This window comes from Streptomyces sirii (assembly GCF_045690365.1).
Taxonomy (GTDB): domain Bacteria; phylum Actinomycetota; class Actinomycetes; order Streptomycetales; family Streptomycetaceae; genus Streptomyces; species Streptomyces sirii.
The window spans coordinates 6998897-7019936 of sequence record NZ_CP147982.1 but is presented as its reverse complement, the minus strand read 5'-3'; the positions used below and the strand labels follow the sequence as shown (position 1 = coordinate 7019936).

Below are 21040 nucleotides of genomic sequence, written 5' to 3'. Positions count from 1 at the left end.
GTACGCCTCTCAACAGATATCTCGATGTCGAGATAACTCTAGTACATCGTCGCGGCGGGGTCATGCCCTGACGGGCGCCGACCACTCCCCCGCAATCCGGTCACCGTCTCCTCGAACGCCGTCCAAAGGGACACGCCGGTGCCCGAAGATCTACGGATGGACTTGGACAGCCGACTGGTCGGCCACTGGAGCAGCGTCCCGTTCTCCTACGGCGTCATGGAAGCCTCCGAGCTGGGGTTCCTCGACGACGGATGGGGATGGAGCGCATGGTTCAACGTCGATGCGCTGTGTGTCACACGCTTCGGCTGGCGGTGCCCGGAGCCAGGCGTCGTGGAACTGCGCACGCACTGGGCGGTACAGGGGACGCCCGGCCGGGCGGCCGGCCCCACGGCGTTCGCGTCGACGGAACCGGCCGAACGGCTGGAGGAGGTCACCCGGCATCGCTACGGCATCGGCCCCGCCGTACCGATGCCCGGAGCCGAGCCGCTGACAGCGATCGATTTCGAGGAACCGGTGGAGTTCTGCGACCGGTACGCCCGAGGATCGACACGGATCCGGCGCGAGGAGGACCCCACCCATCTCGTGCTGCCGTACCCCTGATCCCGGGGCCGGACCCCCGTGGCCGACGGTGTCGCACACCTCACCCTCGTCATGATCCTTGTCACGTCACATCCGACCCGCCGCATACGTCATGGTGATGACGGAGCATGACGGGGAGGCGGGAGACCGGTGAACGATCACGAGTGGCTGGCGGCGCGGTTCGAGGAGAACCGGAACCATCTGCGGGCGGTGGCCTACCGGATGCTCGGCTCACTCAGCGAGGCGGACGACGCCGTCCAGGAGGCCTGGCTGCGACTGAGCCGGACCGGTGCGAGCGGTGTGGAGAATCTGGGCGGCTGGCTGACGACGGTCGTCGGCCGGGTGTGCCTGGACCAGCTGCGGATGCGCAAGGCACGGCGTGAGGACCCTCTCGACGTACACGTCCCCGAGCCGGTCGTGAGCCGCCTGGACTCCGTCGATCCGGAGGACGAGGCGATGCTGGCCGACTCGGTCGGCCTCGCACTGCTGGTCGTTCTGGAGACCCTCGCCCCCGTCGAGCGGCTCGCCTTCGTCCTGCACGACATGTTCGCGATGCCCTTCGACGAGATCGCGCCGATCGTCGACCGCACGCCCGCCGCCGCCCGGCAGCTCGCCAGCCGGGCGCGCCGCCGCGTCCAGGGCACCGCCCCGGCCGCGGACACCGACCTCGCCCGCCAACGGGAGGTGGTCGAGGCGTTCCTCGCCGCCTCACGCGGTGGCGACTTCGAGGCGCTGCTCGCCGTCCTCGACCCGGACGTGGTGCTGCGCGCCGACGCCGGTGCGGAGCCCGGCGGCTTGTCGAAGCTGGTCCGCGGGGCACGGACGGTCGTCGGACAGGCGCTGATGTTCTCCCGGTTCGCCCCCCTCGCACGGACGGCGCTGGTCAACGGCGCTCCGGGACTCGTCACGGTGGTGGAGGGGCAGCCGTTCGCCGTCATGGGCTTCACCATCGCGCGCGGAAAGGTCGTCGAGATCAACATCCTCGCCGACCGCGCGCGGCTGCGACGACTGGATCTGACATTCCTCGATGACTGAGTCATGCGCGGCCCATGACATGACAGGCCGGGCCGGCTCAGCAGCTGGGGACCGCGCCGCCCTTGGCCAGCGCGCGCAGCGCCTGCACCGCGCCCTTGAGGGTGGTGACGGGGACCAGCCGCAGCCCGGCCGGAGCCGGCCGCACCTGCGCGCACTCCGCCTTCGGCACGAGGAAGACGCTCGCCCCGTCGCGCCGGGCCGCCTGCGTCTTCAGCGCCGCTCCGCCGACCGCGCCCACCGTCCCGTCGGCATCGATCGTGCCCGTACCGGCGATGCTGCGGCCGCCGGTGAGGTCGCCGCCGCTGCCGTCGCCGTCCAGCTTGTCGACGATGCCCAGCGAGAACATCAGTCCGGCGCTGGGCCCGCCCACACCGTCGAGGGCGAGCTTCACCTTCACCCGGCCCGGGTCCTTCCCCAGCAGCGCGAGCGCGGCCGCGGTCGCGGCATGCTGTGAGGACTTCATGTCCGCGAGGTTGTGCCGCGCGATCTCCGCATCGGACAGACCGGCCGGAAAGACGGCGTCCTTGGGCATCACCGCACGATCCGTACGGGACCAGCCGTCGATCACCTCTCCCACACGCACGGCGACCTGCGGCCCGGTCGCCTGGATCGCCGCCATCCGCAACTGACCGCTGGTTTCGCGCACCGACGCACCGCTGATGGAGATGACCTCGCCGCCTCGGTCCGAGCCCAGCACATCCGTGGTCTGTCCGGGCCGCGCGACGGAGTACGGAAGCGGCGCGAGGCCGACGACGGCCAGCAGCACGACGAGCGGCACGGCGCTGAGCGCGAGGACACGGGCACGGACGCGCGGGGAGGCGCCGGGGCGGACCGCGGCTCCGTCACGGGAAGGGCGAGTGATCACGTTGTCAATCTAGGTCACGGCGAGTGACCGGGTTCGCGCGCCCCGGTCAGCGACAGTGAAGAGCGAGGACGGGGCGGTCCGTTGGAGGTGCTCGGCACGATGGCGGCGGGGACCGCGTACGGACGGCACGCCGCCGCCCCACCCCGGCTCACTTGCCCGCCAGGCCCACCCGTACCACCGTCACGATCTCCTCGTCGGAGAGTCCCAGATGGCGGGCCTGCGCGATCAGGCGCTGGGCGGACTCGCCGAGGCGGGCGCGGGCGGGGGTGGCGATGCCGGTGACCACCGCTCCGCGGCCGCGACGGAGTTCGATCAGGCCCTCCTCCTTGAGGCGCTGATAGCCGCGCAGCACGGTGTGGACGTTCACCCCGAGGGACGCGGCGAGTTCACGGGCGGCCGGCAGCCGCTCGCCGGTGCCCACCGTGCCGTCGGCGATGGCGCCGCGGACCGAGGCGGCGATCTGGTCGCCGAGCGGGACGGACGAGCCCGGGTCCACCCGGAAGAGCACCTCAGCCTCCTTGCCGCGAGCGCGCGCGGTCCGCGTACGTATTGAGCAGTGCGGCGGCGGTCGCCGCGTCGTCCACCGTGACGACGAACTCCCGGCCGCTGGTCAGCCGTACCGCGATTCCCTCACCCGAACGCAGCACCAGGCCGCTGCCGCGGCCCCGGACACGGTAACCCCAGCCGCCGAACTCACCGAAGCAGTCGACCCGGCGACTGGTGGCCTCCACCACCCGGTCGGGGCCGATGCGCCGGAACCGGATGCCGAAGGCCTGCGGCAGCGTCGGCGCGAGGGTCAGACCGCGGCGGTCGACGGTCACCCGTACCGACGTGACGGCGAGGGACACCACCCCGCTGAGGACGAGGATCACGCAGGAGATCCAGATGCCGAGGATGCCGGTGGCGAGCCCGCCGCAGAGCACCAGCACGCCCAGCGTCATCAGCGGGGGCGAGCTGATGGTGCGTGACCAGCCCGCCGCCGTACCCGCCGGGACGTCGAGCCGGGGCGCGTCGCCCGTCGGCCGACGGGGCGGGCGGGGTGCGACGCCGGCGAGCAGATGGCCCAGCGCGCCGGCGAGCAGGGCGACGGGGAGCGTCAGCAGCACCTGCCACAAGGGCAGCCGTACGGCCGAGGCGTCGGCGGCGCCCGCATTGCCGAGCAGGGTGAGGCAGAGGGCGTAGCCGAGCCCGGCGGCGACGGCGTACCCGGTCGCGATCACCCACGGGGCCGCCGTGGCGAGCTTCGGCACCCGGCTGAGCAAGGCGAAGACGGCGCCCAGGGCGACCAGGGCGAGCAGAGTGCCCGTCAGAAAGCCATGGGTGGAGGAGAAATCGTCGGCCCGGCCGGCGTCGTCGAAATGGGTGGCGAGCGGGTCGGGCAGCCGGGTGGAAACGGAGGCGTGGACCGCGGCGGCCGTCGCGGCGGCGACGACGAAGGGAAACACGGCAACAATCGGCCAAAACATGCGCTTTGAGGGTAAAGCCGGATAAGGAACGCGCTTCATATGCGTGATGACCACCTCTCAGTTGTTCGCATATTAGTAGAACAACCTAGCCACCAGCAATTGCGCATCCATCTCATATCTGAGATACGGTCGGTCCATGGCAGACGACTACCTCGTACGCATCGGCAAGCTCATCCGCGACGCCCGACAGCATCGCGGCTGGACGCAGACGCAACTCGCGGAGGCGCTCGGCACCAGCCAGAGTGCGGTCAACCGCATCGAGCGTGGGAACCAGAACATCAGCCTTGAGATGATCGCCCGTATCGGTGAAGCCCTCGACAGCGAAATCGTGTCGCTCGGCTATGCCGGACCGATGCATCTGCGCGTGGTCGGCGGCCGCCGGCTGTCCGGCAGCATCGACGTGAAGACCAGCAAGAACGCCTGTGTCGCGCTGCTGTGCGCCACCCTGCTGAACGCGGGACGCACAACTCTGCGCAGGGTGGCCCGCATCGAGGAGGTCTACCGCATCCTCGAAGTGCTGGGCAGCATCGGCGTGCGCACTCGGTGGATCAACGACGGCAACGACCTGGAGATCGTGCCGCCCGCGGAGCTCGACCTCGACGCGATGGACACCGAGGCGGCCCGCCGCACCCGCAGTGTCATCATGTTCCTCGGCCCGCTGCTGCACCGGATGGACCACTTCAAGCTGCCGTACGCGGGCGGTTGCGACCTCGGCACCCGCACCGTGACCCCGCATATGACGGCGCTGCGCCACTTCGGGCTGGAGATCACCGCGACCGACGGCATCTACCTCGCCGAGGTCGACCGCAGTGTCGCCCCCAAGCGGGCGATCGTCCTGACCGAGCGCGGCGACACCGTCACCGAGAACGCGCTGCTGGCCGCCGCCCGGCACGACGGCGTCACGGTGATCCGCAACGCCTCCTCCAACTACATGGTCCAGGACCTCTGCTTCTTCCTGGAGGAGCTGGGCGTCAGGGTCGACGGCATCGGCACGACCACCCTGACCGTCCACGGCACCGCGCACATCGAACGCGATGTGGACTTCGCCCCCTCCGAGGACCCGGTCGAGGCGATGAGCCTGCTGGCGGCGGCAGTCGTCACCGAGTCGGAGCTGACGATCCGCCGGGTCCCGGTGGAGTTCCTGGAGATCGAGCTGGCGGTCCTGGAGGAGATGGGCCTGGACCACGAGCGCAGCACGGAGTACCCCGCGGACAACGGCCGCACCCGGCTCATCGACCTGACCGTCCGCCCCTCCAAGCTCCAGGCCCCGCTGGACAAGATCCACCCGATGCCCTTCCCGGGCCTGAACATCGACAACGTCCCCTTCTTCGCGGCCATCGCCGCCAGCGCCCAGGGCCAGACCCTGATCCACGACTGGGTCTACGACAACCGCGCGATCTACCTCACCGACCTCAACCGACTCGGCGCCCAGGTCAAACTGCTCGACCCGCACCGGGTCCTGGTGGACGGCCCGACCCGCTGGCGCTCCTCGGAAATGATGTGCCCCCCGGCCCTGCGCCCGGCCGTCGTGGTCCTCCTCGCCATGATGGCCGCCGAGGGCACGTCCGTCCTCCGCAACGTCTATGTCATCAACCGGGGTTACGAGGACCTGGCGGAGCGCCTCAACTCGATCGGGGCGCAGATCGAGATCTTCCGGGACATCTGAACTACGGATGCCGCCGCACCCTTTCTGACCTGCGTGAATACGGGACAGGAGGGGGTGCGGCGGCATGTCTGGGACTTCTCTGGGACTTTGCGCCAGGACCGAGCTTCTGCCAGTCGGCTTGCGGCTACGCAAAGACCGCGTCGATGGCGGCGCCGCCGCGCGCACCGGCGCGGGGCAGGAAATGCGCGTACTTCCGGAGCGTGAAGCCGGGGTCAGAGTGGCCGAGCCACCTGGCCAGGGAGACGACCGACTCGCCGGCCTCCAACTGCTCGGAGGCGTAGAAGTGACGCAGGGCGTGATAACCGTGCTCCCGGAAGGGCTCCCAGGCTCGGGATCCGTCCGGTGCGCTCTCCTCCAGCGCGGCGATCACGCCGGCCTCGGCCAGGGCGGGCTTCCAGACGTAGGAGTTGAAGTAGTTCCGATTGATCGCCTTATGCTCGCGGCCCGTCACCAGGAGGTTGTACGTCCTGGGCCGACGGTGCTTGGCTTCTACCGGGGTCTGCGGCGGGCGCGGATCGTCCCACGGCATGGTAACCGGCACGGGTGCGAGGAACTCCACATGCTGCCGCAGTGCCTTGGCCACGCTTGAGGGCAGTGGCACGTCGCGTACCTTGCGCCCCTTGGGAAGCGCGAAGCAGAGCTTCGTCCGCACCATCTTGACCTGGCGCCGGACATGGACGATCTCCGCGTCGAAGTCGATGTCCTCCATCGACAGGCCGAACGCCTCTCCCTGTCGCAGGCCGAGTCCAGCACCAATCTCGACAAGCACGCGGTAGCGGTCCGGGATAACTGCGCGTACGGCCAGCACACGCTCGGGCCCCCATGCCTCGACCCGGCCCGGTGCGGCCGCCGGAGGGCGAACTGTGCTCGCACGGCACGGGTTGCGTGCGAGGCGTCGGTCTTCGACGGCAGCCTGGAGAACACCAGACAGCGTGGCCCAGACGAGACGAATGGAGGTGGGGCCCAGGTCCTTCTCGAGTCGCTTCTTCCAACTCCGCAGCACTTCGGTACCGACACCATTGAGCGGCAGGGCACCGAGGTGCGGGACGATGTGCCGGCGGACCCGTTGCTCGATGCGTTCGAGGGTGGACGGGTCGCCACTCTGGGTGGGCCACCAGTGGGTCGCGATGTAGTCCTTGAGGGAGAGGGCTCCATCGCGTGGATCGACGAACTCGCCTCGACGTGCGTCAGTCTGGGCTTGGGCGAGCCAGGTCTTGGCGTCCTGGAGTGCGTCGAAGGAACGGTCCTTGACGCCGGGGATGCCCTTGACGCGGTAGCGGGTGCACTTGCCGTACATGGTCGTGCGTTCGCGCTTGCCGGTCGTCGGGTTGGGGCGCTTCTTGAGCCATCGGTCTTCTATGTAGCCGGTCAGGTGGGACTCCTTGATGTAGAGGATGGAGACGGCGTTCTACGGCGCTTGGAGTGTCAAGCGCTGGTGAGGCGGGTGGACCGTTCCTGACGAGGAGCGTTCAGCGGGTTGAGAGCCGCGTTTGAGCGCGAGTCGGCCTGCTCCTGCTCGCGGACCCAGGCGTCGAGGGCTTCCAGTCGGTACATCACGCGACCTCGCGGAGCCATGCGGAAGCTCGGAGGTCCCTGTCGACGGTGGCGCCAGACGTAGAGGGTGTGGGGTGAGAGGCCGAGGTACTCGGCGGCGTCCTTCACGGTCAGGAAGGCCGTGTGTAGGGCACCCGGGGAAGTTGTGGGAGCACGCAAAGATCGGGCAGGCATAGGAGGTTCTCTGTGAGGTACGGGAGGGAGCGGACCTTGAAGGGCCGGTTCGTCATGCGCGGCACTCGCAATCGGTGGGCCAGTTCTCCGGATGATTGCGGAGGATACGCAGAATGGTGTTCGGAAGTTTCACACAGCGGGGCACCTGCCCCTTTCAGGGCCAGTCATAGAAAGCCGACCGGGAGACCTGAAGCTCGGCGCAGAGTTCGTCCACGGTCATTTTGTCGCGCGAGCGGCTGGAGCCATTCATCAGCGCCCCGCCTGCTCGTTGTCGAGAGAGTTTCTGGCAGGGCTTATGAGGGGTCGGGGCAAAGGTTTTCCTCGCATGGAAAGAGCGGATTACCGAAAGAAGGCACGACGGGGTGCCGGGATATTCAATGATGCGGAGCATCGCCGGTTTGGCCAACCGGCGATCGTCGGCTATGTTTCCGCCCGCTCCGCATGGCCCCGGTCTCGCGGAGAGCTGGCGAGGAGGGTGTATGGAGAGGCTCCGAGCGCGGTGGCGATGGCGACGAAGTCGTCGATGTCGCAGCGCCGGACCGTGCGTTCGATGCGGGAGAGCGCGGTGGCGGTCATGGGCCGGCCGAGGGCGTGGACGCGTGCGGCGAGCTGACACTGGGAGTAGCCGCGGGCGGTGCGGGCGCGCACGATGAGCCGAGCAGCGGCCTTTCCTGCGGGGCCGTTTTCAAGGGAACGCGGTGGCATGGATGTGTTGTAGCTTGCGTTCCCCGGCGACAGGAAGCCTTTCCCGTCTGCTGTGAGCGATGCACCGACCGTCGGAGATTTCAAGGGGCCGAATTCGGCGACCGGCGATTCGGGTCTACTGTTTTCCGACCGGCCCGGAAGTAGTACAGAGTTTCAGAATCAACTCTGGACTTTTGCGCCCCTGGTGTGGCTGTCTTGTCCATGCCCCCGGCACCGCCGAATTCCCTGCCCCCGATCTGCGACGAAGGTGGTCGATCGACATCGCCCGTATCCGCACCATCAAGCCCGAGGCGTTCCACTCGGAGTCCCTCGCGGCGGTCTCCCTGTCCGCCGAGCGGACGTTCTTCGGCTTGCTCACCCAGGCAGACGACCACGGCCGGTTCCGCGACCAGCCCGCCGTCATCGCCGGCCTGCTGTGGTCCCTGCGCCCCGAACACGGCCCTCTGGGCGTCGAAGACGACCTCACCCAGCTCCACTCCGCCGAGCTGATCTGCCGTTACCAAGGCGCCAACGGCAAGCGGTACCTGCACGTCGTCACCTTCGCCCAGCACCAGAAGGTCAACCGCCCCAGCGGGGTACGCCACCCTGCCTGCCCCCACCACGATCAGGGTGTTCCGCGTGAGCCCTCACCGCCGACGCACGCACCCGTCACTGAGCCCTCCGCACCGGCTCCCGGAGGTGTCACGCAGGGCGCGGTGAGCGACGAATCCGCAGGTCAGAGCCGATTCAATGAGTCCTCATCCCCAGCGCAGGGAGACCTCACGGAGCCCGCGACGAGTGCTCACGGTCCGGATCTAGGATCTAGGAACAGGGATCTAGGAACTACTCCGTTGGAGGGCGCGAGCGCCCCGCGCCCCAGACCGTCTCGGCGAAGGACCTCATAGGCGAGTACGCCGCCGCCTGCAGCCACCGACCGCCTGCGGGCGTGCTCGGACACCTCGGCAGCGAAGTCAAAAAGCTCCTCGGCGAGGGCATAGCCCCCGACCACATACGTGCGGGTCTTGACCGTCACCGGGCCAAGGCCATGCACCCCAGCGCCCTGCCCAGCTTCGTCCACGAGGCCATGAACGCCGCCCCGACCGCATCTGGGACCGCCCACCGGTCGTGGACGAATCCGTCCGACGTCGCCGCCGCTTACGGGGGTGACCTGTGACCGCCACCCTCACCCACGCCCCAGACCGCCTCGGCCCGCTCGCCGAGCGGCTCGGCGCCATCCTCACCGCACGCGGCATCGACCCCGAGGCAGCCACCACGCAGGAGCCACCGAGCGAACCGGTCACCGCCCTGGAGCTGGCCGATGCCCGCATTCCCGCCCGATACCGCCGCGCCCTGGGTGACGACCCACAGGTCATCGCCTGGACCGAGGCGATCGCCGCCGCCGGACGCCCCGGCCCCAGCGGCGCGCCGGGCATCGACGAAGGCCCGTCCCTGCTGATCGTCGGCCCCACCGGCACCGGCAAGACCCACCAGGCGTACGGCGCCATCCGCACCCTGCTCTCCGCCGGAGTCCGGCTGCGCTGGGAGGCCGTCACCGCCGCCGACCTGTACGCCCGCCTGCGCCCTCGCTCCGGCCACGACGCCGAACGCGACCTGCAGACCCTGGCGCGCTGCCCGCTGCTGCTCCTGGACGACCTCGGCGCGGCCAAGAACAGCGAGTGGACCGAGGAGCTCACCTACCGGCTCATCAACCACCGGTACGAGCACATGCGCCCCACCCTCATCACCACCAACCTCCCCACCGACGCCCTCCGCACCGCCCTCGGCGACCGCATCTCCTCCCGCCTCGCCGAGATGACCGAACGCGTCATCCTCACCGGCCCCGACCGCAGGCGCCGCTCCCAAATCTGACCGGTCCCGGGGACCAGCCCCAACCACACAAAGGACCGCGAGCCTCAGACGGTTCGGGACCCACCAACGCAGGGGACCGAGCGGGGACTCGGAAGGGACCGGTCCCGCTCGCGGTCCCCGCCGGGGACGGTCCCCCTGACACTCCGTCGGGGACCGGTCCCGGTCGAAGTTGGGACCGGTCCCCAGACACTTCGGGGACCGGTCCCCATCGAACACAGCAGATTCGGGGACCGGTCCCAACAAAGACGCAGGTCACCCCGCCTAGGGTCACCAAGCCCCGGTCCCCGAACGGGACTGAAAGGGCAAACCGAGGGCGGGGACCGCGCGGCACCGCCGACCGCCGCCGCTCGCGAGAAGTGGAAACCAGGCACCAGAAGCGCGGTCCCCGAACTCAGTGTTTCGCGGGGACCGATCCCCGTGGCCGCCCCGGCCCCTGCGACAACCGCTCCCGGCCCCGGTCCCAACGACATCTCCTGCGCACAACCAGTGCGCGCTCACAGCCCAACTCCCCACCCGCCCCACTCACCCAGAGAGAGCCATGCACCATTCGCGCCACGAAACCCCCACCGACCCCAACGCGGAAGCCGCCACCCCGGCCCCAGGCGGAGCAAGTTGTACCGGGAGCAATGCTCCCGGAGTTCCCGCCCCGGGGGTGGCGGGAGCGGACTGGCGCCAGGGGGCACCGGACCGGCAAGCTGCGGCCGAGGGCGGACCGCAGCCTGGAGGGGAACGGCAGCCCGAGACCCCCTCGCCGAAGCGTCAGCGCGCCCGTCAGCCGAAGCCGCTCAAGCGCCTGCACCAGCCCAGCTGCCGCATGAACGAGCCCGAGTACGCGCGCTTCACCGCCGCAGCCGCCCACTGCGAGATGACCAACGCCGCCTTCCTCGCCTACGCCGTCGACAAGGCTGCCCGCGACCTGACCCGCACCGCAGCCGAGATCGCCACCGAACGGGAAGTCATCGATGAGATCTTCGCCGCCCGCCGGCACCTGGGCCGCATCCACGGCCTCTTCAACCAGGTCGCCAAAGCCCTCAACTCCGGCGCCGACGCACCCCACCTCAACGCCACCGCACAGGCGGTCCGCGGCGCGGCCCGCCGCATGGAGGAAGCCGCCGACGCCCTGTTCGCTCACCGCGACGGCGGCGAGTCGGCGTGATCCCCAGCATCCACAAGCGCGGCAGCGAGACGATCGGCTTGATCCGCTACCTCTACGGCCCCGGCACCCACGAGGAGCACATCGACCCGCACCTGGTCGCCGCCTTCGACCCGCTCACCCCGGATCCCGGCCGCGACCTCAGCGCCACCTATGAGCATCTGCAGCGCCTGCTCGACCAGCCCGTCAACGCCCTGACCAAGAACCGTCGCCCCGACAAGCACGTGTGGCACATATCCGTGCGGGCCAGCCCTGAGGACCCGGTGCTGTCCGACAAAGACTGGGCCGCCATCGCCCGCCGCACGGTCGCCGCCACCGGCATCGCCGCCGACGGCGACGAGCAAGCCTGCCGGTGGGCGGCCGTCCGTCACGCCGACGACCACATCCACATCATCGCCACCCTCGTCCGCGACGACGGGCGCCGCCCACGCCTCCACAACGAAGCCCGCCGTGCCCAGGCCGAGGCCCGCCGCATCGAGGCCGACTACGGCCTCCGCCGCATCGCGCCCGGTGACGGTACCGCCGCCAAGCGTCCCACCAGCGCCGAGCGACACAAGGCCGAACGTCGCGGTCAGGACGCCACCTCACGTGACCTCCTTCGTGAACGCGTCCATCGGGCGCTGGCCGGGGCCATGGACGAGAGCGAGTTCTTCGACCGGCTCGCCGCCGAAGGCATACGCGTCAAGAAGCGGATCGCGCCCTCCGGCGACGTGCTCGGCTACTCGGTCGCCATGGTCGGCGACCGCAACAAAGACAACGAGCCGGTCTGGTTCTCCGGCTCCAGGCTCGCCCCGGACCTGTCCCTGCCCAGGATCCGAAAGCGATTCGCGGCCACGACGGACATGCCTGAGCCTCCCGCAGTCTTGGAACGCAGCGCAGCCTCCGCACCCGTCCGCGCCCGCCACTTCGCCGCCGAGGCCACTGACTCCGCACTGGCGTCGATATCGTCCGACGACGACAGCGCGACAGCGGCCCAGCTGATCGGAGTCGGCGAGGTCCTCGACGCCCTCGCCCAAACCTCGCTCGGCCCCACACAGGCAGAACTGCGAGAAGCCGCGCGGTACTTCGAGCGCGCCGCTCGCTCCCACATCCGCGCCAAGAACGAGGAGATGTACGCCCTGCGTCGCGCGGCCAACCAGATCGTCCACTCTGGGACCGCGCTCGGCAGCGGTCAGGACGGTGCCGCCACCGCCCTGGTCCTCGACGTCATGATCCTGGCCGTCATCGGCGCTGCCCGCTGGCACGCCGCCCGCGGCCATGCCCAACAGGCCGAGGCCGCCCAGCAGGCCGCAGACCGCCTGCGCGTCGCGTACCAGGCAACTGCCGCCAGTCCACTGGCCGCCATGCGCACCTACGGACAGCGACTACCCGCCCCGGCCCGGGGGCGTCACGCCGGTACGATCCGCGCCGCGCTCCCCCGCCTCGCCGACCGCCTCGAAGCCGAGCCTGGTCGGGACGCGCTAACCGCTGTTCTCGACCAGGCCGAGGGTGCCGGCCACGACACCGTCGCCCTGCTGACCAAGGCCGCTCAGCAGCGTGAACTGGGCAGCGCCGAGTCGATCAGTGACGTCTTGGTCTGGCGACTGCACCACCTCGGCTACATCGCCCCGACCGCGTCCGTACCCCGGCCGCAGCGTCCACGCAGCAGTCCCCCTGCTGCTCCTGCCGCGACGACAGTCGTCCACCAGGAGGCGCCGCGGCCACGGCTCCGGTGATCACAACCGCCTCGACACCTTCGGGGCGAGCAGTTCCAGCGCTTCCTCCCACCGGAAGTGGGCGGCCCCGCCGCCGGCCTTGGGCTGGTGAGGCTCGTACCCACCGATCAGGACGCCCATCTCGCGCAGCCGGTCCAAGCTCTGCCGGTAAGCGGGGTGGGCGGCCTGGGCCGAGTTCAGATACGGCAAGACGGCGGTCGGAATACCGAAGCCGTACGCCTCGCACAGGATGCCCACCGCGAGGGTGTCGGAGATCCCGGCGGCCCATTTGTTGATGGTGTTGAAGGTGGCCGGCGCGACCGCAATGGCATCGGCGGGCGGCAGGGGCCGGGGGTCACCGGGTGAGCGCCAGGCCGAGCGGATGGGATAGCCGGTCTGCGCTTCGACCGCCGTCGTGTCTATGAAGCCGAGGCCCTGTGGGGTGGCGATGACACCCACGTCCCAGTGCGCCTCCTGCGCAGCCGTGATCAGCTTGCCGACGTCGTCGGCGATTCCGGACGCGCACACGACGACGTACAGGAACGGCTTCTTGGTCTGCTGGTCAGGCTGTTCGCTCACGCGGGGACTCCCAGTCGACGGCTGAAGTGATGCAGTTCCGGCAGGGTACGACGGCGGTCGCGGGCGGCCATGTCGGCGACTAGTTCCCGGACGGCCGGGCGGCGGATGTCCTGGGCCGCGCAGCTCTCGGCGATGCGCAACGCCTGGTAGCCGTCGGCGAGGCGGCCCTGCTGGCTGTAGGCGCGGGCGGATTCAACCCAGAGAGCAGCACGGCGCTCGGGCACGGGGATGTGGCGACGCATGAGGGGTCGGGCGGTCTTCAGTGCGATTCCCGCGTCGCCGAAGGCGACGGCCGCACTGACCCCGTGCAGGGCAACGTTGGTCGGGCTGAAGTTGGCCCAGGCATCGGGACGGTCCAGCGCGACGTAGCGGGCGACTTCCTTCGCCTCGGTGAGGAAATCCTGGGTGGCGGAGCGGTCGTCGCCGGTGCTGGCGGCGGTGACGCCGCGCAGGAGCAGAAGGCCGAGCGCGGCGAGGTATTTCGGGGAGCGTTGGTCGTACGCACCTGTGAGCTGGTCGGTGGTGTGCCGGACGAGGGTGATGGCCTGGGCGGTGTGGCCGTCACGGGCGAGTACGTGGGCATGTACTCGGACACTGGACGCAAGTACCACCGGATCGCCGGAGCGCTCGGCCTCGGCCATGGCCCTGCCGACCGCGAGCCAGGCGTTGCCGTGATCGCTCTGTTTGAGCAGCAGGCTTGCCGAGGTCTGGTAGGCGTGGCCAGTAGTGCGGACAGGTCGGTCGAGCCGGGGGATTCGCCGATGGCTTGCCGGAGCTGCCCGATCAGTCCGGGCAGCGTGCGCTCCAGTTGCGTGTAGTGGCAGGTGGAGAAGAGGCGGCGTGCGGCGGCGACGTGATCTCGCATCTCCGGCAGGTCCGGTACGGGGTCTGTGGCCGCAGGGCTCGGGCCAGGGAGAAGGGACTGGATCAGATCCTGGTGTGCGCCGGCAGGAGTAGTCGGGGCCGCAAGCGCGGCGACGCCCGCAGCGAGAAAGGTACGGCGGTGCATGTCTTCTGTCTCTGGGTTGGAGGAAGTGGCATCCGGAGCAGTGCCGAGGCCGAGGTGGTGCGGCGGGATGCCCAACACCCGCGCGACCTCGCGCAGCATGTGGACGTCCTGGGCACCTCTGCCGGCTTCCAGGCGGCTCACTTTGGACTGGTGATACCCCAGTGCGGCAGCGACGTTCTTCTGCGAGCGCCGCTGTAACACGCGTGCCTGACGGATCACCTCACCGATCCGTCTCGCTTCGCTCTGCGCTTCGGCCATCTGCGCCACGGCTCCTCCCGCCGTCGCCGATCCTGCCTGCTCAACCGAGCGTAATGGAGAGGCACTTGGCTGTGATGCAGCTCGTGCATAAGTGATGCAGCCCCAGCACACGGACTGGTTCCGCTTGCTCCTGGAGCGGTTGCGTGGAGCAGCCGCACCCATCCAGGAGGCCACTCATGGAAGTGCACGACATCCGCTTGTCTGTCTTCGGTACACCCGCTGCCGCGGCGTCCGCGCGGCGTCGGCTCGTCGCCGCGATACGCGACTGGGGCCTGCCTGCCGGCAGCGAACCACTACACGTCGCTGAGCTGATGGCCGGCGAACTGCTCTCGAACGCCGTGCAGCACGCAGGTCCCGGCGCAGTCACCGTGACTGCCCGCTGTGATGGCAACGCCATTCGGGTCGAGGTCAGCGACAGCAGTCGCGATCTGCCCCGGACCCGGTCGCCCAGCCAGGACGACGAGCACGGTCGGGGCCTGTCCATCGTCGCGGCCCTGGCCGACCGGTACGGCACCGAACCGACCACGTCTGGCAAGCGGTGCTGGGCGGAGGTCGGCCTCCAAGCAGTTTCAAGTCCCGAAGTCGCACTACCCGTTCCACTTCCGAGGAGACGACCGTGACAACCGCTCGGACACCAGCCATTACCTCCGAGGTGATCGCCATCCGTCCCGGCCCGCCGCTTTCCGGGGCCGTGACCGTCGACGGCTCCAAGAACGCCGCCCTGCCGCTCCTCGCTGCGGCAGCCGTACTGTGCCGGCCCGTCCAGCTGTCCAACGTCCCGGCCAACAACGATGTCCAGGCCATGCTCATGCTGCTCCAGCACGCCGGCCACGGCATCACCCACCCGGTCGGCAAGCCTGACACGGCCCTTGTACTGCCGAGCGACGGTGTGCACATCGGGCCGGAATTCCACGAAACCGCCGCTCGTATCCGGGCTTCGTACTACCTGGTTCCGGCTCTCCTCGCCGTTCACGGGCGGGCCGTGTTGCCGTGGCCGGGCGGCTGCCGGATCGGTGACCGCGGAATGGAGCAGCACTTCAAGGTGTACGAGGCGTTCGGCGACCGCACGCTCGTCAACGACCACGGCCACAGCGTCGAAGCCGGTGAGAGCCGCACCGGCTCGGTTTCGGTGATGCTGCCGTTCCGCTCCCGCGGCGCGAGCATCGCGGCAATACTGCGCGCCGTCGTCGCCGGGCGACCGCTGCGGCTGGGCCAGCCCAACCTCTCGCCCGAAGTCATCAGCGTCCTGCAAGCACTCCAGGTGGCCGGTTGGGAGACACGTGCCGACGAGCGCGTTCTCTCCTTGACTCCACCCGCCTCCACATCACAGGAGCCAGTGGCCTGGGAAGTCCCCGGAGACAAGGTGGAAGCAGGCACCTTGGCCTGCGCCATCGCTGCCACCCGCGGAAACGGCCGCGTCGAGGGCGTACGCAGCAAGGACGTGGCGCCAATGGTGGCCGCATTGCGCTGGCTCGGCATTCCCGTCGACGCCCAGCAGAACGCCCTAAACGTCCGTGCCGAGGGCACTCGGCCCACCCACCAGCCCCTACGAGCCATCGCCTCACTCTCTCCCCGCGGGCTCGATGCCGACTTCGAACCCGCTCTGATGGCCCTGGCCCTGGGAATGCATGGCACCCACCTCTTCGCCGACGCGATCAACCCCGGGCGCCACAGCAACCTGATCCCCCAGCTCGCTCGCCTCGGTGCCGACATCCACCAGACCTCCCCACCCAGTGCCGCCTGACCGGGCCACAGCAGCTGATCGGCACGGGAGTGGAGGCCACCGACATCCGCACCGGGTCGGCCCTACTCATCGCCGGCCTCACCGCCAGCGGCGTCACGACCCTCGGCGGCCTCGAACAGCTCCGCCGAGGCCACGCTGACCTTCCCACCAAGCTGCTCGCACTCGGCGCCGACATCTGCGAGGTCACCCCGTGACCGGTCCACGCGCACTGCAACGGATCGCCGCCACCACCGATGTCCACTCCTCGTTCGACAACGCCCTGCCGATGCTGACCCACCTGCACGCCATCCGGCGGGACACGCTGATCGTCGATTGCGGCGACTTCTTCGAAGGCAGCGGCTACTACCGCCTCGGCCACGGCCGTATCGAAACCGCAATCCTCCAGGGCCTCTACGACGTGATCGCGCCCGGGAACCACGGATGGATCCACCACTTCGAACCCGCGGTCCGGGACATCACCGTGTGCGCTAACGCCGTAGAGGCCGCTACCGGCGAACCGCTCTTCCGCCGCCTGCACACCGTCTGCATCGGCAACCGGCGCGTGGCCATCACTGCGGTCATCGGCGAGCAGGCGTTCCACTCCATCCCCGTCGAGCAGCGAGCTGGGCACCGAGTCACGAACCCGGCCCAGGCCCTGCGCGAAGTGATGCTGGCGCATCACCACGAGGTCGATGCCTGGGTCGTGCTGAGCCACTCCGGATTCGACGAGGACCTCAAGCTGGCTGCCGTCTGCCCCTTCGTCGACGTCATCTTCGCCGGCCACTGCCACAGCGACCAGTACGGCCCTATCCATGTGGGCGAGACCCTCGTCCTCAAGGGCCGCGAACTCGGCGTCGGCTACGCCCTCGCCGGACCGGCCCCCGCACGATGGACTGGGCACACCGCCCGCTTCCCCGACACGACCGGCACGGCAGCGCTACCGCCCCAACTCGCCTCCGTCCATGACCGGATCGAGGACCTCAGAGATCGCCTGGCCCTGCCGATCGGCGCCATCGCCAAGCCGTACCGAGGCAAGGCTCTCGATCGACGACGCCTCCTCTCCGGCCTCGCCACCCGACTCCACACCGCCCTCGGCGCCGAAGCCGTCGTCCTCAACGAGACCGCCCTACGTTCCACTCAGCTCGACGACGTCCTCACCTTCGGCGACCTCCTCACCATCGAGCCCTTCAACAACCAGCTCGTCCACACCCGTGTCCCCGACGCGCTGAGAGACAACCCTGGCGCACTGCTGGCGCACCTCACCAAGAGCGCCGGCCCCTTGATCACCGAACCGGCACCGTTGCCGCCGCATCTGCCGACCGTGCTGTCCACCGACTACCTCGCCGAGAGCTACCTGGACGGCCGCACCCACCAAGCCGGCATCCGCCTCCGCCAGGCCCTCCAGCGGATCCTGACTGAAGGACCTCACCGATGATCCTCACCGGCCCCGAAATCACCGCAGCCGAGGTCGACGGCCGGCTGCGCATCACCCCCTTCGACGCCGCGCAGGTCAACCCCAACAGCTACAACGTCCGCCTCGGTCCGACCCTGCTCACCTACAAAGCCCCTGTCCTCGACGCCCACCGGTCCAACCCGACCCACCGCATCGAGATCGGCGCCGACGGCTACGTCCTCAAACCTGGCCAGCTCTACCTGGGCCACACCGTCGAGCAGGTCGGCTCCGACACCTTCGTCCCCCTCCTGTTCGGCCGCTCCTCCGTCGGTCGGCTCGGCTTGTTCGTCGAGATCACTGCCCCCATCGGCGACATCGGTTTCCATGGCCAATGGACTCTGATGCTCTCCCCCATCCGTCCCTTACGTGTCTACGCGGGCATGAAGATCGGGCAGATCATGTTCTTCGTCGCCGTCGGGCCCATCACCCCGTACTCCGGCAAGTACCAGGCAGCCAGCGGGCCCAGGCCCTCTGCCTACTGGCGGGACGTCGCCCCACTGGAAGCGGTGGCGCCGTGATCCTCACTGGCCCCGCCATCGCCGCAGCGCACGCCGCCGGCGAGATCACCATCGACCCGTACGACCCCGACAGGCTCTCCCCCAATGCCTACGACTGGCGCCTCGGCAACCACCTGCGCATCTGCGACGGAGACCTCGACGCCGCCGCCCCAACCTCGTCCACCGAGATCTCCATCCCCCGCACGGGCTTCGTCCTGGAACCCGGTGTGCTCTACCTGGGCGTCACCCACGAGAAGACCGGTTCGGAGACCTACGCACAGCTCCTCAACGGCGACCGAGCCACCGGCTCCCTCGGGATCTGGGTCCATGTATCCGCTCCACTCGGTCACCAAGGCCACGCCATCCGCTGGACCCTGGAGATCCGCGCCAGCCAGCCGGTCCGCATCTATCCCGGCATGACCTTCGGCAAGCTCGTCTTCCTGCAGCCCCTCGGCACTGCGGCCAGCTACCAGCAGCACGGCCTCAAATACACAGCCAGCCAAGGAATCGAGACCTCCCGCCTGTACGAGGAAATCCCCGGGGGCTGCCGACCATGAACGCCAAGGTAGCCACCGTCCTCGACCTCCCCTTCCCCAGCCCCGGCGGCAGCGTCGAGCTCTTCCTCGACCTCTACACCGGGGACAGGCCCCTCATTCCCGCACGCGCCTTCATGCTCTCCCCCGCCAGCCCCAGCCCCCAACTGCCCGCCGGGCTCGGTCTGCTGCCAGTCGTCGGCAAGTGTCTCGAAGGCCCGGCCTTCCACCGCTACGTAGCAGCCCTCCAACGGTCCCTGGCCGAGGCAATCGACCCAGACCACATCGGCGTCCTTCACCTCCAGCACCTCACCTTCGGTGGCACCCCCGCGCTAATCAGGGCCCTGCGCGAGCACCCGCGGATCGCACTCGTGCATGGCACCGACCTGCTGTTCGCCGAAGCCCACCGCCACCAGCACAAAGTGCTGACCGAATCCGTGCGGCTCGCCGACGCCATCGTCGTGCCGACACCGGCCATGGCCGACCGGCTCCTGCGCATCGCGCCTACCACCGACCGCGCGAAGATCGCCCACATTCCCTGGGGCATCCCCGACCGACTCCTGGCCCACCCGCCGCACAAATCACCCCGTCCGCCAGGCAGTCCCTTCCTGCTGCTGTACGCCGGGCGGCTCACGCCGGAGAAGGGCGCCGAGAACCTGCTGCTGGCCCTGGCGGCCGTACAGGGCGTCGAGCTGAGCATCGCCGGCCCGCAAGACCAGTTCCACACCCTCAGCCGCGCCGTACGGCAGTCCGGCGTCAAGATCCGGTACCTCGGCTGGCTCCGCCGCCCCCAACTGTGGAGAACCTTCACCGACCACGACCTGCTCGTCATGCCCTCCACCACCCTCGAAGCCATGGGACTGGTCGCCCTCGAAGCCCAAGCCTGCGGCCTGCCCGTGCTCTACCAGCCCGTCCCCGGCCTGGCCGAAACGCTCGCCGTCTCCGGCACCGCGACCGACTTCACCCGCCCCGCAGCCGTTGCCCGAGACGTCGACCGCCTTCGTACGACCCCCGGGCTGCTCGCTGCCTTGCGGCAGGCTGGGCGAAGCAACGCCGTCCGCTACCCGCTCAGCGCCACCGCCAAGGCCCTGACCGAGCTCGGCCACCGGATCAGTTGACCACCCCGCCACGTTCCCCGGCCGGGCCCGCCCGCGTCACTACGCTGATGGGCGGGCCCGCACCACGACATCGGAGATGTTTATGGAAGACAGCACCGACCGGATCAAGCAGCTCGTGGCGGACGGCGTCCGCGACAAGGTCTACCCCGGCGCGGTGTGGGCCATCGGCAACGCCACAGGCATGAAGGCCAGAGGTACCGCCGGTGTCCTCGACCCCGCCGAGCCGGACATCCCCATGCGGCCGGACACGGTCTTCGACGTCGCCAGCCTGACCAAAATCCTGGCCGTCTGGTCCACGGTCGGCGCCCTCTGGGAAGACGGCTCCCTCCCGCTCGACGAACCTCTCGGCACCTTCTGGCCCGAGGCCTCAGGCCGCCCCCTCGGCCAGGTCACCGCCCGCCACCTACTCACCCACACCGCCGGCGTACCACTGCGAGCCCAGCTGAAGAACCTCTACGGCACCGGCCCGACCGCCATCCGAGCTGGAGTCCTCCACGAGGCTCTACACCGGCCGCCCGGCGAGGCCGTCGAATACACCGACCGGGCCGCTCTCATCCTCGGCTACCTTGCCGAACACCTCTCCGGCCGGGGCCTCGACCAACTCGCCCACACCCACATCTGGCAGCCCCTGGGCATGACCCACACCCGCTTCGGCCCGTTGCTACCCGAGCTGTCCGTCCGCTGTGCCCCGACCGAACTCGACGAGGACACCGGCCGCCACCTCAAGGGCACCGCCCACGACTTCTCCGCCCGCCTCCTCGGCGGCGTCTGCGGCATCGCCGGCACCTTCTCCGTCCTCGACGACCTCGCCCGCTTCCTGCGGTACATGCTCGACCCCACGACCGCCCCCACAGCGCCGGGATTCGGGCCGAGCTGGGTCGAGGAGTCGCTCAGCGTCCAGACCGGAACCCTGGAGCCCGTGCGCGGTCTCTTCTGGCACCCCGCCCCCGGCACCGACCCCGCCGACCGCACCTACGTGCACTACGGATTCACCGGCACCGGCATGTGGATCTCCCCCAAGCGGGGAACCTGGGCCGTCCTGCTGACAAACAAGCTCTACTACACCCGCGACCGCGAACCGTTGACCCGCATCCGCAATGCCTTCCGAAGCGTGGTCTTCACTTGAAGAAG

The 21040-nt window shown here is 69.5% G+C and carries 19 protein-coding genes and 3 pseudogenes; 14 read left to right on the top strand and 8 right to left on the bottom strand.

Translation table 11 applies throughout. The features are described from left to right. The first annotated feature begins 156 nt into the window (after positions 1-156). Both WAB15_RS31230 and sigJ read left to right on the top strand, forming a co-directional pair. Positions 157-600 (top strand): hypothetical protein, encoded by a 444-nt coding sequence (locus WAB15_RS31230; RefSeq protein ID WP_399146214.1) that lies wholly within the window; start codon positions 157-159, stop codon positions 598-600. A 129-nt stretch (positions 601-729) separates the two neighbouring features. Further along, positions 730-1614, top strand: coding sequence for an RNA polymerase sigma factor SigJ (gene sigJ / locus WAB15_RS31225; protein WP_407288265.1), 885 nt, complete (start codon positions 730-732; stop codon positions 1612-1614). Positions 1615-1651: 37 nt separating this feature from the next. On the opposite strand, the gene WAB15_RS31220 is transcribed toward sigJ, so the two are convergent. The 3 genes from WAB15_RS31220 to WAB15_RS31210 all read right to left on the bottom strand — a co-directional run bounded on the left by WAB15_RS31220 (position 1652) and on the right by WAB15_RS31210 (position 3945). Next, a complete protein-coding gene (locus tag WAB15_RS31220) occupies positions 1652-2479 on the bottom strand; it encodes a hypothetical protein (RefSeq protein WP_407288264.1) in 828 nt (275 codons plus the stop codon). A gap of 148 nt (positions 2480-2627) precedes the next feature. Next, the gene (locus WAB15_RS31215) at positions 2628-2987 is read right to left on the bottom strand and encodes a GntR family transcriptional regulator (protein WP_399146211.1); all 360 of its coding nucleotides are present in this window, start codon (positions 2985-2987) and stop codon (positions 2628-2630) included. Position 2988: 1 nt separating this feature from the next. Beyond that, positions 2989-3945, bottom strand: a complete 957-nt coding sequence (locus WAB15_RS31210; RefSeq protein ID WP_407288263.1) for a DUF1648 domain-containing protein — start codon at positions 3943-3945, stop codon at positions 2989-2991. A 136-nt stretch (positions 3946-4081) separates the two neighbouring features. Here WAB15_RS31210 and WAB15_RS31205 point away from each other — a divergent pair, with 136 nt between their 5' ends. Next, positions 4082-5611, top strand: coding sequence for a helix-turn-helix domain-containing protein (locus tag WAB15_RS31205; protein WP_399146209.1), 1530 nt, complete (start codon positions 4082-4084; stop codon positions 5609-5611). Positions 5612-5735: 124 nt separating this feature from the next. On the opposite strand, the gene WAB15_RS31200 is transcribed toward WAB15_RS31205, so the two are convergent. From WAB15_RS31200 to WAB15_RS31190, 3 genes are all read right to left on the bottom strand, one after another. Then, entirely contained in the window at positions 5736-6908 is a 1173-nt protein-coding gene (locus WAB15_RS31200; protein WP_407288262.1) for a tyrosine-type recombinase/integrase, read from the bottom strand. Between the two features lie 128 nt (positions 6909-7036). Continuing rightward, positions 7037-7339: a helix-turn-helix transcriptional regulator gene (locus tag WAB15_RS31195; RefSeq protein WP_407288261.1), complete on the bottom strand. Its 303-nt coding sequence runs from the start codon at positions 7337-7339 to the stop codon at positions 7037-7039. A gap of 420 nt (positions 7340-7759) precedes the next feature. Next, positions 7760-8044: a helix-turn-helix domain-containing protein gene (locus tag WAB15_RS31190; protein WP_407288260.1), complete on the bottom strand. Its 285-nt coding sequence runs from the start codon at positions 8042-8044 to the stop codon at positions 7760-7762. A 260-nt stretch (positions 8045-8304) separates the two neighbouring features. Between WAB15_RS31190 and WAB15_RS31185 the strand changes: the two are divergent. The 4 genes and pseudogenes from WAB15_RS31185 (at position 8305) to WAB15_RS31170 (ending at position 12760) form a co-directional block, all read left to right on the top strand. Beyond that, positions 8305-9197, top strand: a pseudogene (locus WAB15_RS31185) (hypothetical protein). Continuing rightward, entirely contained in the window at positions 9194-9892 is a 699-nt protein-coding gene (locus WAB15_RS31180) for an ATP-binding protein (RefSeq protein ID WP_407288259.1), read from the top strand. Before WAB15_RS31185 ends, WAB15_RS31180 begins: the two are co-directional and overlap by 4 nt. 814 nt (positions 9893-10706) lie before the next feature. Next, positions 10707-11048, top strand: coding sequence for a plasmid mobilization relaxosome protein MobC (locus tag WAB15_RS31175; protein WP_109893445.1), 342 nt, complete (start codon positions 10707-10709; stop codon positions 11046-11048). Next, positions 11045-12760: a relaxase/mobilization nuclease domain-containing protein gene (locus tag WAB15_RS31170; RefSeq protein WP_407288258.1), complete on the top strand. Its 1716-nt coding sequence runs from the start codon at positions 11045-11047 to the stop codon at positions 12758-12760. Before WAB15_RS31175 ends, WAB15_RS31170 begins: the two co-directional genes overlap by 4 nt. Here WAB15_RS31170 and WAB15_RS31165 read toward each other — a convergent pair whose 3' ends face one another. Next, positions 12761-13318, bottom strand: coding sequence for a flavoprotein (locus tag WAB15_RS31165; protein ID WP_109893441.1), 558 nt, complete (start codon positions 13316-13318; stop codon positions 12761-12763). After that, a pseudogene (locus WAB15_RS31160) lies at positions 13315-14585 on the bottom strand (helix-turn-helix domain-containing protein). Before WAB15_RS31160 ends, WAB15_RS31165 begins: the two are co-directional and overlap by 4 nt. Before the next feature lie 176 nt (positions 14586-14761). Between WAB15_RS31160 and WAB15_RS31155 the strand changes: the two are divergent. From WAB15_RS31155 to WAB15_RS31125, 7 genes and pseudogenes are all read left to right on the top strand, one after another. Continuing rightward, the gene (locus tag WAB15_RS31155; protein ID WP_407288257.1) at positions 14762-15205 is read left to right on the top strand and encodes an ATP-binding protein; all 444 of its coding nucleotides are present in this window, start codon (positions 14762-14764) and stop codon (positions 15203-15205) included. Positions 15206-15237: 32 nt separating this feature from the next. Beyond that, positions 15238-16523 (top strand): annotated as a pseudogene (locus WAB15_RS31150) (UDP-N-acetylglucosamine 1-carboxyvinyltransferase). After that, the gene (locus WAB15_RS31145; RefSeq protein WP_407288256.1) at positions 16520-17743 is read left to right on the top strand and encodes a metallophosphoesterase; all 1224 of its coding nucleotides are present in this window, start codon (positions 16520-16522) and stop codon (positions 17741-17743) included. Before WAB15_RS31150 ends, WAB15_RS31145 begins: the two are co-directional and overlap by 4 nt. Further along, positions 17740-18279, top strand: coding sequence for a dCTP deaminase (gene dcd, locus WAB15_RS31140; protein WP_407288255.1), 540 nt, complete (start codon positions 17740-17742; stop codon positions 18277-18279). The genes WAB15_RS31145 and dcd overlap by 4 nt, the downstream gene beginning before the upstream one ends. Next, complete coding sequence (locus WAB15_RS31135) at positions 18276-18815, top strand: dCTP deaminase domain-containing protein (protein ID WP_407288254.1); 540 nt, start codon at positions 18276-18278, stop codon at positions 18813-18815. Before dcd ends, WAB15_RS31135 begins: the two co-directional genes overlap by 4 nt. Continuing rightward, positions 18812-19909, top strand: a complete 1098-nt coding sequence (locus WAB15_RS31130) for a glycosyltransferase family 4 protein (RefSeq protein ID WP_407288253.1) — start codon at positions 18812-18814, stop codon at positions 19907-19909. The genes WAB15_RS31135 and WAB15_RS31130 overlap by 4 nt, the downstream gene beginning before the upstream one ends. Positions 19910-19991: 82 nt before the next feature. Then, complete coding sequence (locus WAB15_RS31125) at positions 19992-21035, top strand: serine hydrolase domain-containing protein (protein ID WP_407288252.1); 1044 nt, start codon at positions 19992-19994, stop codon at positions 21033-21035. The last annotated feature ends 5 nt before the right edge of the window (positions 21036-21040 follow it).